The sequence below is a fragment of the Pseudomonas sp. GW821-FHT02C04 genome, from assembly GCF_059421845.1.
The window spans coordinates 398,070-409,935 of sequence record NZ_JBWKVT010000002.1 but is presented as its reverse complement, the minus strand read 5'-3'; the positions used below and the strand labels follow the sequence as shown (position 1 = coordinate 409,935).

The 11,866-nt window shown below is 62.0% G+C and carries 12 protein-coding genes; 10 read left to right on the top strand and 2 right to left on the bottom strand.

Annotated features, from left to right (window positions below):
• Positions 1-295 precede the first annotated feature (295 nt).
• The 7 genes from AC07VV_RS10000 (at position 296) to rsd (ending at position 6,693) form a co-directional block, all read left to right on the top strand.
• Positions 296-1,042 (top strand): LytR/AlgR family response regulator transcription factor, encoded by a 747-nt coding sequence (locus AC07VV_RS10000; RefSeq protein WP_096817349.1) that lies wholly within the window; start codon positions 296-298, stop codon positions 1,040-1,042.
• A 138-nt stretch (positions 1,043-1,180) separates the two neighbouring features.
• A complete protein-coding gene (gene hemC / locus AC07VV_RS09995; protein ID WP_495036127.1) occupies positions 1,181-2,122 on the top strand; it encodes a hydroxymethylbilane synthase in 942 nt (313 codons plus the stop codon).
• The gene (locus AC07VV_RS09990) at positions 2,119-2,886 is read left to right on the top strand and encodes a uroporphyrinogen-III synthase (protein ID WP_495036126.1); all 768 of its coding nucleotides are present in this window, start codon (positions 2,119-2,121) and stop codon (positions 2,884-2,886) included. The genes hemC and AC07VV_RS09990 overlap by 4 nt, the downstream gene beginning before the upstream one ends.
• A 16-nt stretch (positions 2,887-2,902) precedes the next feature.
• Positions 2,903-4,045 (top strand): uroporphyrinogen-III C-methyltransferase, encoded by a 1,143-nt coding sequence (locus AC07VV_RS09985; protein WP_495036125.1) that lies wholly within the window; start codon positions 2,903-2,905, stop codon positions 4,043-4,045.
• Positions 4,042-5,280, top strand: a complete 1,239-nt coding sequence (locus AC07VV_RS09980; RefSeq protein WP_495036124.1) for a heme biosynthesis protein HemY — start codon at positions 4,042-4,044, stop codon at positions 5,278-5,280. Before AC07VV_RS09985 ends, AC07VV_RS09980 begins: the two co-directional genes overlap by 4 nt.
• Before the next feature lie 217 nt (positions 5,281-5,497).
• A complete protein-coding gene (locus AC07VV_RS09975) occupies positions 5,498-6,049 on the top strand; it encodes a disulfide bond formation protein B (protein ID WP_495036123.1) in 552 nt (183 codons plus the stop codon).
• Between the two features lie 185 nt (positions 6,050-6,234).
• Positions 6,235-6,693: a sigma D regulator gene (gene rsd, locus AC07VV_RS09970; protein WP_085731442.1), complete on the top strand. Its 459-nt coding sequence runs from the start codon at positions 6,235-6,237 to the stop codon at positions 6,691-6,693.
• A gap of 59 nt (positions 6,694-6,752) precedes the next feature.
• Here rsd and AC07VV_RS09965 read toward each other — a convergent pair whose 3' ends face one another.
• On the bottom strand, positions 6,753-7,418 hold the full coding sequence (locus tag AC07VV_RS09965) for an FKBP-type peptidyl-prolyl cis-trans isomerase (RefSeq protein ID WP_096817361.1): 666 nt from the start codon (positions 7,416-7,418) through the stop codon (positions 6,753-6,755).
• 192 nt (positions 7,419-7,610) lie between these two features.
• On the opposite strand from AC07VV_RS09965, the gene AC07VV_RS09960 reads away from it, so the two are divergent.
• Positions 7,611-8,780 carry an AlgP family protein gene (locus AC07VV_RS09960; RefSeq protein WP_495036122.1) on the top strand — a complete coding sequence of 390 codons (1,170 nt, stop codon included), beginning with the start codon at positions 7,611-7,613 and terminating at the stop codon, positions 8,778-8,780.
• Here AC07VV_RS09960 and AC07VV_RS09955 read toward each other — a convergent pair.
• Positions 8,777-9,238 carry a TIGR02444 family protein gene (locus AC07VV_RS09955; protein WP_495036121.1) on the bottom strand — a complete coding sequence of 154 codons (462 nt, stop codon included), beginning with the start codon at positions 9,236-9,238 and terminating at the stop codon, positions 8,777-8,779. The genes AC07VV_RS09960 and AC07VV_RS09955 overlap by 4 nt on opposite strands.
• A 50-nt stretch (positions 9,239-9,288) precedes the next feature.
• Here AC07VV_RS09955 and abc-f point away from each other — a divergent pair, with 50 nt between their 5' ends.
• Both abc-f and AC07VV_RS09945 read left to right on the top strand, forming a co-directional pair.
• Entirely contained in the window at positions 9,289-11,199 is a 1,911-nt protein-coding gene (gene abc-f / locus AC07VV_RS09950) for a ribosomal protection-like ABC-F family protein (RefSeq protein ID WP_495036120.1), read from the top strand.
• The gene (locus AC07VV_RS09945) at positions 11,199-11,780 is read left to right on the top strand and encodes a mechanosensitive ion channel family protein (RefSeq protein WP_096817368.1); all 582 of its coding nucleotides are present in this window, start codon (positions 11,199-11,201) and stop codon (positions 11,778-11,780) included. The genes abc-f and AC07VV_RS09945 overlap by 1 nt, the downstream gene beginning before the upstream one ends.
• Positions 11,781-11,866: the final 86 nt, after the last annotated feature.

Genomic DNA, 11,866 nt, shown 5'->3' with positions numbered 1-11,866 from the left:
GCCCGGCGAGCGTCTACAGTAGGACTAAGGGTCGGCGCGACTGTGGATCGCGCAAAGGTCTGGCCGCCGACTATAAGAAGAGAGGGGTGGGTGTATTGACCATCGGCATACCCTGCGTAAAACGCAGACAGCAGCGAGCTTTGGGCGGTGCGTCCCGGGTGTCGGCAAATATTGCCGGCCGACGTACGGCACTTTTTGGCGCTCGCGCTAGTCTTAGCGTGGATCGCGGTGACGGACGTCACTCCACTTGTCTACGCTATCCTTGTGCGAGACTCACGCAGGAATCCAGCGCAATATGAATGTCCTGATCGTTGATGACGAACCACTGGCCCGCGAGCGCCTCGCCCGAATGGTGAGCGAGCTCGAGGGCTACACAGTCCTGGAGCCCAGCGCCACCAATGGCGAAGAGGCGTTGGCACTGATCGACAGCCACAAGCCGGATATCGTGCTGCTCGATATCCGCATGCCAGGCCTCGATGGCCTGCAAGTGGCTGCCCGCCTGTGCGAACGCGAAACCCCGCCCGCCGTGGTGTTTTGCTCCGGTATCGATGAATTTGCCTTGGAGGCCCTGCAGGCCAGTGCCGTGGGCCATGTGGTGAAACCCGTGCGAACCGAACATCTGCAGGAAGCCCTGAAAAGGGCTGAACGTCCGAATCGGGCTCAGCTTTCGGCCCTGACTCGTCCCGCCGCCGAAAGCGGCACCGGCCCGCGTAGCCACATCAGCGCCCGGACCCGCAAAGGCATCGAGCTGATCCCGCTGGATCAGGTGGTGTACTTCATTGCCGACCACAAATACGTAACCTTGCGCCATGAAACCGGTGAAGTCCTGCTGGACGAGCCACTCAAGGCCCTGGAAGACGAATTCGGCGAGCGCTTCGTGCGGATCCATCGCAACGCGCTGGTGGCTCGCGACCGTATCGAGCGACTGCAACGTACGCCGCTGGGCCACTTCCAGTTATTCCTCAAGGGTCTGAACGGTGACGCGCTGATCGTCAGTCGCCGGCATGTGGCGGGCGTACGCAAGATGATGCAAGGGCTTTAGTCCGCAGGCGTCGGGCGGCTCTCAACTCTTTTCACCAGGCATTGCCGGCCAGGGAGGCCACGCCGTTTCTGATTCAAGTCAAAGTGGATTTGGCTGAGCTGTTATTATCCGCCGTATCTATTCAGTACGGATTGATCCATGTCCTCTCGCGAAATCCGCATCGCCACCCGCAAAAGTGCACTGGCCCTCTGGCAGGCCGAATACGTCAAAGCCCGTCTGGAAGCAGCCCACCCGGGACTGCTGGTGACGCTGGTGCCCATGGTCAGTCGTGGCGACAAGCTGCTCGATTCCCCCCTGTCGAAAATCGGCGGCAAGGGTCTGTTCGTCAAGGAACTGGAAACCGCGCTGCTGGAAAACGAAGCCGACATCGCCGTCCATTCGATGAAAGACGTACCGATGGACTTCCCCGAAGGCCTCGGTCTGTTCTGCATCTGCGAGCGCGAAGACCCGCGCGACGCCTTTGTCTCCAATAACTATTCCAGCCTCGATGCATTGCCTGCCGGCAGCATCGTGGGCACCTCCAGCCTGCGTCGCCAGGCGCAGTTGCTGACCCGCCGTCCCGACCTGGAAATCCGTTTCCTGCGCGGTAACGTCAATACCCGTCTGGCCAAGCTCGATGCCGGCGAGTACGACGCGATCATTCTCGCGGCGGCCGGCCTGATTCGTCTCGGTTTCGAAGATCGCATCACCTCGGCGATCAGCGTCGATGACAGCCTGCCGGCCGGTGGCCAAGGCGCCGTCGGTATCGAATGCCGCAGTGCCGATACCGAAATCCATGCCTTGCTCGCGCCTTTGCATCACGCCGATACAGCTGACCGTGTGAGCGCCGAACGTGCCCTCAACAAACACTTGAATGGCGGCTGCCAGGTGCCGATCGCCTGCTACGCCGTGCTTGAAGGCGAGCAATTGTGGCTGCGTGGTCTGGTCGGTGAGCCGAGCGGCGGCAAGCTGCTCAGCGCTGAAGCCCGCGCACCGCGCGCTGCCGCTGAAACGCTGGGCGTGCAGGTCGCTGAAGATTTGCTCAGTCAGGGTGCCGACGACATTCTCAAGGCTGTCTACGGCGAGGCAGGTCACGAGTGACGGCCTGGCGCCTGCTGCTGACGCGCCCCGCCGACGATTGCGAGGCGCTGGCCGAGGTGCTGGCCGGGCAGGGGATTTTCAGCAGTTGCCTGCCGCTTTTGGAAATCGCGCCGCTGCCGGTCTCTGACACAATGCGCCAGACGTTTGCGCAGCTGTCGCGTTACCGCGCGGTGATCGTGGTCAGCAAACCGGCGGCGCGCCTCGCTGTGCAATTGATGGATGCTGATGGGGCGCCTCAGCCGGCCATGCCCTGGTTCAGCGTTGGCGCGGCGACGGCGCAGATTCTTCGGGATCGGGGCCTGGATGCGCATTGCCCGGACGAGGGTGATGACAGCGAAGCCTTGCTGCAATTGCCGCGTCTGCTCGACGCCGTCGCACAGCCCGGCGCGCAGGTATTGATCCTGCGCGGAGAGGGCGGTCGCGAGCTGCTGGCCGAGCGCCTGCGCGCGCTTGGTGCTAGTGTCGAGTATCTGGAACTGTACCGCCGTGACCTGCCGGACTATCCGCCGCGGGAACTGCCCCGACGGATTGAGGCGGAACGCCTGAACGGGCTGGTGGTCAGCAGTGGACAGGGTTTTGAGCACCTGCGCCAATTGGCCGGCGACACTTGGCCGGTGCTTGCGCAGATGCCGTTGTTTGTTCCAAGCCCAAGGGTCGCCGAGCAGGCACATGCCGTCGGGGCCCGAACAGTTGTGGATTGTCGCGGCGCCAGTGCCGCGGCCTTGCTGACGGCGTTACGGGAGCATCCCGTGCCCGTTCTCTAATGCAAAGGATGGATACGTGAGCGAAACAGCCTTGCCTAAAGATGACGTTCGACCTGTGATCGATGCACCGGTTGAAGCACCGCCACCGGCCGCTGAATCGCGCCGAGGCAACGGATTGGCCATTGTCGCGCTGTTGCTCGGCGCCGCCGGTATCGCGGTGGGTGGCTGGGGTGTCTGGCAGGTGCGACACCTGCAAGCCAACACTCAGGAGCAATTGAGTCAGGTACAGGCGTTGAGTGACCAGGCCCAGACCCTGAAACTCAACGATCAGCGTCTGACCGAGCGCCTCGGGCAGTTGCCGGGTGCCGACGAACTCGCCGATCGCCAGCGTCTGGTGACGCAACTCCAGGGCGATCAGCAGCGCCTCAATCAACGTCTGGAAACGGTTCTCGGTGCCAGCCGCAAGGACTGGCGCCTGGCCGAGGCCGAGCACTTGTTGCGTCTGGCCAGTCTGCGTCTTTCTGCCTTGCAGGACATCAGCAGCGCTCAGGCGCTGGTGCAGGGCGCCGATGAAATCCTGCGCGAGCAGAACGACCCGGGTTCGTTTGCCGCGCGCGAGCAAGTGGCGAAAACCCTGGTGGCGCTGCGCAGCACCGCGCAGCCTGATCGTACCGGTCTGTTTCTGAGACTGGGTGCGTTGCGCGATCAGGTCATCGAGCTCACCGAGCTGGCACCTGAATACAAGGATCGCGGTGATTCCCTGCTCGGCCTGACCGCCGATGGTGACGGTGCCAGTCGTTGGTCGCAGTGGTGGGATCAGATCTCGCGTTACATCCGTATCGATTTCAACGCGGACAAAAAAGTCCGGCCACTGCTCGCCGGTCAGAGCCTGAGCCAGGTGCGTCTGGCCTTGAGCCTTTCGCTCGAGCAGGCGCAATGGGCCGCCCTCAACGGCCAGGCGCCGGTGTACACCCAGGCATTGGCTGAGGCGCGGGATGTGCTCAAGGGCAATTTCAACCCGGACAATCCGCAGAGCAAAATCATGCTCGAGCAAGTGGCGGAGCTGAGCAAGCAACCGGTCACGGTCGTCACCCCGGATCTGGCGGGCACCCTCAGCGCCGTGCAGGCCTATCTTGAGCGACGTAACGTCAACGCTGAAGATTCGGTGAAACCCTTCGTCAAACCTGCAGCCAGTACCGCGCAGGAGGCCACGCCATGAAGCGCCTGTATGTCATCGTGTTTCTGGTGATTGCTGCGACGGCAGCCCTCGGTCTGGCGATCGCCGAGCATTCCGGTTACGTGCTGGTGGCCTACAAAAGCTTCCGCTATGAGTCGAGCCTGTGGGCAACGCTGGCGCTGGTGGCGGTGTTGTGGCTGTTGATCTGGGGCATCAAGGCGCTGGTCGAGCTGGTGCTGACTTCGGGGGGCGTAGTCAATCCCTGGTCGCGCCGCAACCGCAGTCGTCGCGTACAAGTGGCGATCGAGCACGGTCAACTGGATCTGGCCGAAGGTCGCTGGGCCAGTGCCCAGCGCCATCTTTACCGGGCCGCCGAGGCCGAGCGCCAACCGTTGCTGTATTACCTCGGCGCTGCCCGTGCCGCCAATGAGCAAGGCAATTACGAGGAGAGCGATCGTCTACTGGAGCGCGCCCTCGAGCGCCAGCCTCAGGCAGAGCTGGCGATTGCCTTGAGTCATGCGCAACTGCAAAACGACCGTGGCGATACCGAAGGTGCGCTGGTGACCTTGCAGGCGATGCGCGAGCGTCATCCGCATAACGTTCAGACCCTGCGTCAGTTGCAGCGCCTGCATCAACAGCGTGGTGACTGGTCGGCGGTGATCCGCATGCTGCCCGAGCTGCGCAAGGACAAGGTCCTGCCGCCTGCCGAACTGGCCGAGCTGGAGCGTCGTGCCTGGGGTGAGAACCTGTCGCTGGCCGCGCATCGCGAGGAGGATGGCGCGGTGGGGCTGCAGTCGCTCAATCGTGCCTGGCAGCAACTGACCTCGTCGCAGCGTCAGGAGCCTCCGCTGGTCCTGGCGTACGCTGAGCAACTGCGCCAGCTCGGCGCTCAGGTCGAAGCGGAAGAGGTGCTGCGCAACGCCCTCAAGCGCAAGTACGACAGTCACCTGGCGCGCCTCTATGGTTTGGTGCGCGGCAGTGATCCGACGCGTCAATTGCAAGCGGCCGAGGGCTGGCTCAAGGATCATCCCGCCGACCCGAGCCTGCTGCTGACGCTCGGTCGACTGTGCCTGCAAGCCAGTCTGTGGGGCAAGGCGAGGGACTACCTGGAAAGCAGCCTGCGCACGCAGCGCAACCCGGAAGCCTGTGCGGAACTGGCTCGATTGCTGGCCCGACTCGGCGATACCGAACGCAGCAACCAGCTGTTCCAGGAAGGTCTGGGGTTGTTGGATGAGCGTCTGCTGGCGGCGCCTTTGCCGGTACAGGCTCACGCCTGAATGGACGAGGGAGTGCGCTCCCTCGCTCATATTCTCGACTGAATAGTTACCGCTAATTCGCTTCTGAGGCAAAGTCCTACAGAGGCCTACTTCCTTTCCTCTCAAGCCTGTCGGGATTTCCCTACACTTCTGGTGAAGTGTCGTCAGCGGCCCGCCTTGAAAGGCCGCGCCCCTTTCCTCTACCGTAACTGCCTGTCTTTATTGTTACGGATGACCCATGTCGTTGACCTGCTCACGCTCCCTGTTTTTTATGGCTTTCACGGCGGGAACACTGGCGCTGGGAGCTTCCTATTACCTCGAGTACGCGGTCGGCCTGGTGCCTTGCAGCCTGTGCCTGGTGCAACGGCTTTTCCTGAGTATTCTTACCGCCTGCTGTGGCGTGGCGGCTGTGCATGGGCCCGGTCGTTTCGGTCTGTCGCTCTACTGGTCTGGCGCGTTGTCAGCCGCTCTGGGTGGAACGATGGCGGCCTGGCGGCAGGTGCTGCTGCAGAGTGATTCGATGCATCATCTGGCGCAATGCGCACCCAACCCGGAAGAGCTTTTCAGTTCTCTGCCCTGGCTCTGCGCCCTGGCGCGGATGTTCAACGATAGCGAGGATTGCGCGCAATTGTCCTGGACATTGTTTGACCTGAGCATTCCGGAGTGGAGCCTGCTGTTCTTCGTCGCGCTGTCGATCCTGGCGGTTTACCAGTTGCTGCGGCTGGCCTGGAGCGCTCTGCAACGACCGCTCAGCGGCGAACCGTCGCACCGGGCGCTGGTCAGGGATTAAACACTTGTATGAACTTTCTCTCCTGCGTACCTTGAAGCCATAGGCGTGCGGGCATAATCTGGCCCGCACGTGTCATTGGATTTGTGTTGCTCGATGACGCTCTGCCTGGCCGCCTCTCAAAGCAATACCCACAAGAAGGGGCGCGGGAGTAGGGCAGCATGACCCACAAGGGAAGAGAGATCGCCATGCTCGAAAGTTGTCAGAATGCTCAGGAACGTTGGGGTGGAGTTCATCTGCTGATCGACCGCTGGCTCCAGGAGCGTGAGGAGCTGATCGCTGCTTACGACAAGCTGGGCGCAGAGCCTCAGTCACTCTCCGTGGATCGAAAGCCCTTGCAGGAATTCTGCGGCGTACTGGTCGATTACGTGTCGGCCGGGCATTTCGAAATCTACGAACAGCTGACGGGGGAGGCCAAGGCCTTCAACGACAAGCGCGGCCTGGAACTGGCCGAGACGATTTATCCGCGCATCGATGTCATTACGGAAAAACTGCTGGCCTTCAATGACCTTTGCGATGAAGGCAAATGCGTTGCCGAAAAATTCAAGGAGCTGGGTGGGCTGCTCCACGAGCGCTTCGAACTGGAAGACTGCCTGATCGAAGTGCTGCACACCGCTCATAAGGAAGAGGATTCGGTTCAGGCTTGAACCGACCCTGCAAGACACAAAAACGGTGCGCCAACAGCGCACCGTTTTTTATTGGGCGATCAACTGGTCGCGCCGCGCAATTCGACTTCGAACACCAGCGGTGTGAACGGCGCGATCAAGTCGCCGGCACCGTCGGCGCCGTAAGCCTGATCCGATGGAATCACCAATCGCCACTTCGCCCCCACCGGCATGTTCTGCAGCGCGGTGCGCCATCCGGCGATCACGCTGTCGAGATTGAACCACTGCGGCTGAGTGTTCTGATCGAACACGGTACCGTCCGGCAATCGACCGACATACAGCACCTGTACTTTTCCATCCGGGCCGGCCTTGGTGCCATTCCCCGGCGCCAGCTCGGTCAGCAGGATGCCGTCGGCCAACTCTTTCACTCCCGGTTTGGCTTTTTCGGCGGTGAGAAAACGTCGCTCGTTTTCCATCGCAGCTTCAGTTGACGGCATGGCTGCATGCTCGGCCGTCTGCGATTCGTGATCGGCCAGGATCTGTTCGATGCGTGCCTCGCTCAGGGCCAGCGGCTTGCCTTGATAGGCCTGTTGCAGACCTTCGATCAATGCCTGGATCTGTAGCTGCGGCACTTCTTGACGCAGTCGTTCACCGAGGCTGGCGCCGAGACTGTAGGCCAGATCATGAGCATCGTTCGCGGTGTTTTTTTCGTCGGCCTGGACCGCCGAAAAGATCATGCAGAGGGATAAAAAAAAGTAGCGCGACATGGGCACTCTCCGTCCTGAATTGCGGTGGATTATGCCAGCGCGAACGTCTGCATCGGTGAACTGCTTTGAGCAATGTGCAGAAGTTTTTCGCAAGCCTGCAACCGAGTGCATTCGATACTGTCAACATGCCCTAGCGGCGGTAGCAGCAGAGGTCTAGTATGAGCCGCACTCACGTCAGCCAGGAGGTAAACCATGTCGGCCACCAAGAAGCCTGTAAATACTCCGTTGCACTTACTCCAACAGCTCTCGGGCAGCCTGCTCGAACATTTGGAAAACGCTTGCTCCCAAGCCTTGGCTGATGCTGAAAAACTGCTCGCCAAACTGGAAAAGCAACGCGGCAAGGCGCAAGAAAAACTGCACAAATCCCGCACCAAATTGCAGGACGCAGCCGCAGCCGGTAAAGCCAAGGCGCAGACCAAGGCCAAGGGTGCCGTGAAGGAACTCGAAGACCTGCTGGATGCGCTGAAGGATCGTCAGTCCGACACCCGCAGCTACATTCTGCAACTCAAGCGCGATGCCCAGGAAAGCCTGAAACTGGCCCAGGGTGTCGGTCGTGTTCAAGAAGCCGTCGGCAAGGCGTTGTCCCTGCGTTCGGCCAAACCGGCAGCAGCGCCTGCGAAAAAAGCGGCCGCCAAACCTGCTGCAAAAGCACCGGCCAAGGCGCCTGCCAAAGCCCCGGCAAAAGCGCCAGTGAAAGCCGCCGCAAAACCTGCAGCGAAGAAACCCGCAGCCGCCAGCGCTGCAAAACCTGCGGCTAAAACCGTCGCGGCAAAACCAGCTGCCGCCAAGCCGGCTGCTGCAAAACCAGCCGCTGCCAAACCAGCTGCCAAGCCTGCCGCGAGAACTGCTGCTGCAAAAGCTGCTCCGGCGAAAACCGCAGTTGCCAAACCGGCTGCAAAACCAGCCGCCAAAACCGCCGCTAAACCGGCAGCAAAACCTGCGGCCAGAACGGCTGCTGCCAAGCCAGCAACCAAAACCGCGGCCAAACCGGTTGCCGCTAAACCTGCAGCGAAACCAGCCGTCAAGCCTGCGGTAAAAGCCGCGGCTAAACCTGCTGCAAAACCGGCCACCGCCGCCAAGCCTGCAACTACTGCGGCCAAGCCAGCAGCTACCGCAAAACCAGCAGCAGCGGCTGCCGCCAAGCCAGCAGCGAAACCTGCCGCAAAACCAGCCGTGAAAAAACCAGCCGCTGCCAAGCCTGCTGCAGCGAAACCGGCTACTGCACCTGCTGCCAAGCCAGCCGCGCCGGCAACCCCGGCATCGACCGCAGCACCTGCATCCGCCGCCACTACCTCGACCACCACCGCGCCATCGTCGGCACCGGTGTCGAGCGTCGCCAGCAACCCGACCAGCGCTTCCTAAGCACCGGTCGCCGCGACGCGCAGCACTTGCAGCGCGTCGCGGTTCAGGTTGGCCGCACTGCCGGCCAGAACCTCCAGCCAGTCACTCGATTCCTTCGAGTTGCGCTTCCAGCCCTGCGACATGCCTTCGAGTCGCGACAGCAAAGCGCGCTCCGCCTCCAGCTCCAATCCCTTGATCTGCTCGCGCATACCCTTGAGCACTGGATCCGTTTCGGCCAACGTTTTCCACTGCATGCGCATCGCGCGCAGCGGTTGAATCACGTCTTTGTCCCAGGGGGCGGTCAGCTCTTGAAGCTGTTTCACGCGCACCTCGTCGCAGGTCGCATCGCGCTGTTCCAGCCACAAACCGCACAGCATCAGGCACACATTGGCCCCCGCCGATTGCAGGCGCAGGCAGGCATCTTCCACGCCGGGACGGGCGTAGACGGCAAGGGCAAAGCTCCACAGGTCAGAGGACATCGTGCTACTCGCGCCAGTTGTGAGCGAAGCTGGTAGACTCCGCCGCCATTATGATCCGACTTCAGAACCTGACTTTACAGCGTGGCCCGCAACGTCTGCTAGAAGACGCCGAGCTGACCCTGCACGCCGGCCACAAAGCCGGCCTCATCGGTGCCAACGGCGCCGGCAAATCCAGCCTGTTCGCCTTGCTGCGCGGTGAGTTGCACCCGGATTCGGGCGATTGCCTGTTGCCGGCCGACTGGCGTATCGCCCACATGCGCCAGGAGGTCGACACCCTCGAGCGCCTGGCGGTCGACTATGTGCTCGACGGCGACTTGCGTCTGCGCAAAGTGCAGCGTGAGCTCGCGGTAGCCGAAGAGGCTCACGACGGCACCGCACTGGCTCGTCTGCACATCGAACTCGACAGCGCCGACGGCTACACCGCCGATGCGCGTGCGCGCAAGTTGCTGGCCGGTCTCGGTTTCACCAATGAGCAGATGGATCGTCAGGTAGGAGATTTCTCCGGTGGCTGGCGGATGCGTCTGAACCTTGCGCAGGCTTTGATGTGCCCATCGGACCTGCTGCTGCTCGACGAACCGACCAACCACTTGGACCTCGATGCCATCATCTGGCTCGAAGAGTGGCTGAAAAGTTACCCCGGCACTTTGTTGCTGATTTCCCACGACCGGGATTTCCTCGATGAAGTCGTCGATCACGTGGCCCACGTCGATCAGCGCAAGCTGACCCTCTACCGTGGCGGCTACACCGCGTTCGAACGCGCCCGTGCCGAACGTCTGGCCCAGCAGCAACAGGCCTACGAGAAGCAGCAGGCGCAGCGTGCGCACATGGAAAGCTACATCGCCCGCTTCAAGGCTCAGGCCACCAAGGCCCGTCAGGCCCAGAGCCGGATCAAGGCCCTGGAGCGAATGGAAGAGCTGTCGGCGGCTCACGTCGATTCGCCGTTCGACTTCGTGTTCCGTGAATCGACCAAGATTTCCAGCACGCTGATCGACCTGTCCGATGCGAACCTGGGCTACGGCGACAGAACCGTGCTGGAGAAGGTCAAGCTGCAACTGACCCCCGGCGCGCGGATCGGCTTGCTGGGCCCCAACGGCGCGGGCAAGTCGACCCTGATCAAGAACCTCGCCGGCGAACTCGAACCACTGGCCGGGCGCCTGACCCGTGGCGAAAACACCGTCGTCGGCTACTTCGCCCAGCATCAGCTCGACTCGCTGGACGCCAAGGCCAGCCCGTTGCTGCACTTGCAGCGCCTGGCGCCAACCGAGCGTGAGCAGACGTTGCGCGACTTCCTCGGTGGTTTCGACTTCCGTGGTGCGCGACTCGATGAGCCGGTACTGAATTTCTCCGGTGGTGAGAAAGCGCGCCTGGCCCTGGCGTTGATCGCCTGGGAACGGCCGAACCTGTTGCTGCTCGACGAACCGACCAACCACCTCGATCTGGAAATGCGCCTGGCGCTGACCATGGCGTTGCAGGAATTCAGCGGCGCGGTACTGGTGGTTTCCCACGATCGGCATCTGCTCAAGAGCACCACCGACAACTTCTACCTGGTCGCGGACGGCAAGGTCGAAGAGTTCGACGGCGACCTCGAAGACTACGCCCGCTGGCTGGTGGAATATCGTCAGCGCAATGCCCCGGTCAGCAACACGCCGGTCAACCCGGACAAGACCGACAAGAAGGCCCAGCGTCAGGCTGCTGCCGCGTTGCGTCAGCAACTGGCGCCGCACAAGCGTGAAGCCGACAAGCTCGAAGCCGAGTTGGGCAAGCTGCACGAGAAGCTTGCCAAGGTCGATGCCAGTCTTGGCGACAGCGACATCTACGAGCCGGCGCGCAAGAACGAATTGCGAGACCTGCTGGCCGAACAGGCCAAACTGAAGGTGCGCGAAGGCGAACTTGAAGAGGCGTGGATGCAAGCGCTGGAAACCCTGGAAAGCATGCAGTCGGAGCTGGAGGCGCTGTCCTGATGGACGCGTTCAAGCTGCCGCTGCCGGCGGTGTGGATCGAGCCGATCTGGCTCGGTGTGCAGATTCTGCTGATCCTGCTGGCCGGCTACTTCGCCCAGCGCGTCGTCGCCCGATTCCTGACCCGCCTGGGCGAGAAGTATCCATTCCCGCCGCAGTTGCTGATGCCGCTGCGCGGTGGTTTGCGCTGGCTGATCATGGGCAGCGCGCTGATCTTCGTGCTGGAGCGCCTCGGAGTCTCCGCCACGGTGCTGTGGACGGCGTTGTCCGGCTTCGTCGCCGTCGCGGCGGTGGCGTTCTTCGCCATGTGGAGTGTGCTGTCGAACCTGCTCTGCGCGATTCTGATCTTCACCGTCGGTCCGTTTCGCCTGGGCGATGTGGTGGAGCTGGTGGACACCACCGACAAGCCCGGCGTCAAAGGCCGGGTGGTGGCGATCAATCTGCTCTACACCACGCTGATCGAAGCCGAAGAACTCGGCACCGGCAGCGCCATGGTGCAGGTGCCCAACAGTTTGTTCTTCCAACGCTCCGTGCGACGCTGGCGCGGGTCGGATGTGTTCCCTTCCAGTGGTTTCGAAAAGTGATCGGGCGCCGGCCACATTGGTCGGCAGCCGCAACATCCTGAAAAAATCGGTAGTCATCCAGCCTGAATCGCATTAGCTTGGACGTT

Coding starts and splice junctions, on each gene's coding strand:
- AC07VV_RS10000 (WP_096817349.1), top strand. CDS start 296: ATGAATGTCCTGATCGTTGATGACGAACCACTGGCCCGCGAGCGCCTC.
- hemC (WP_495036127.1), top strand. CDS start 1,181: ATGTCCTCTCGCGAAATCCGCATCGCCACCCGCAAAAGTGCACTGGCC.
- AC07VV_RS09980 (WP_495036124.1), top strand. CDS start 4,042: ATGAAGCGCCTGTATGTCATCGTGTTTCTGGTGATTGCTGCGACGGCA.
- AC07VV_RS09975 (WP_495036123.1), top strand. CDS start 5,498: ATGTCGTTGACCTGCTCACGCTCCCTGTTTTTTATGGCTTTCACGGCG.
- rsd (WP_085731442.1), top strand. CDS start 6,235: ATGCTCGAAAGTTGTCAGAATGCTCAGGAACGTTGGGGTGGAGTTCAT.
- AC07VV_RS09965 (WP_096817361.1), bottom strand. CDS start 7,418: ATGTCGCGCTACTTTTTTTTATCCCTCTGCATGATCTTTTCGGCGGTC.
- AC07VV_RS09960 (WP_495036122.1), top strand. CDS start 7,611: ATGTCGGCCACCAAGAAGCCTGTAAATACTCCGTTGCACTTACTCCAA.
- AC07VV_RS09955 (WP_495036121.1), bottom strand. CDS start 9,238: ATGTCCTCTGACCTGTGGAGCTTTGCCCTTGCCGTCTACGCCCGTCCC.
- abc-f (WP_495036120.1), top strand. CDS start 9,289: ATGATCCGACTTCAGAACCTGACTTTACAGCGTGGCCCGCAACGTCTG.
- AC07VV_RS09945 (WP_096817368.1), top strand. CDS start 11,199: ATGGACGCGTTCAAGCTGCCGCTGCCGGCGGTGTGGATCGAGCCGATC.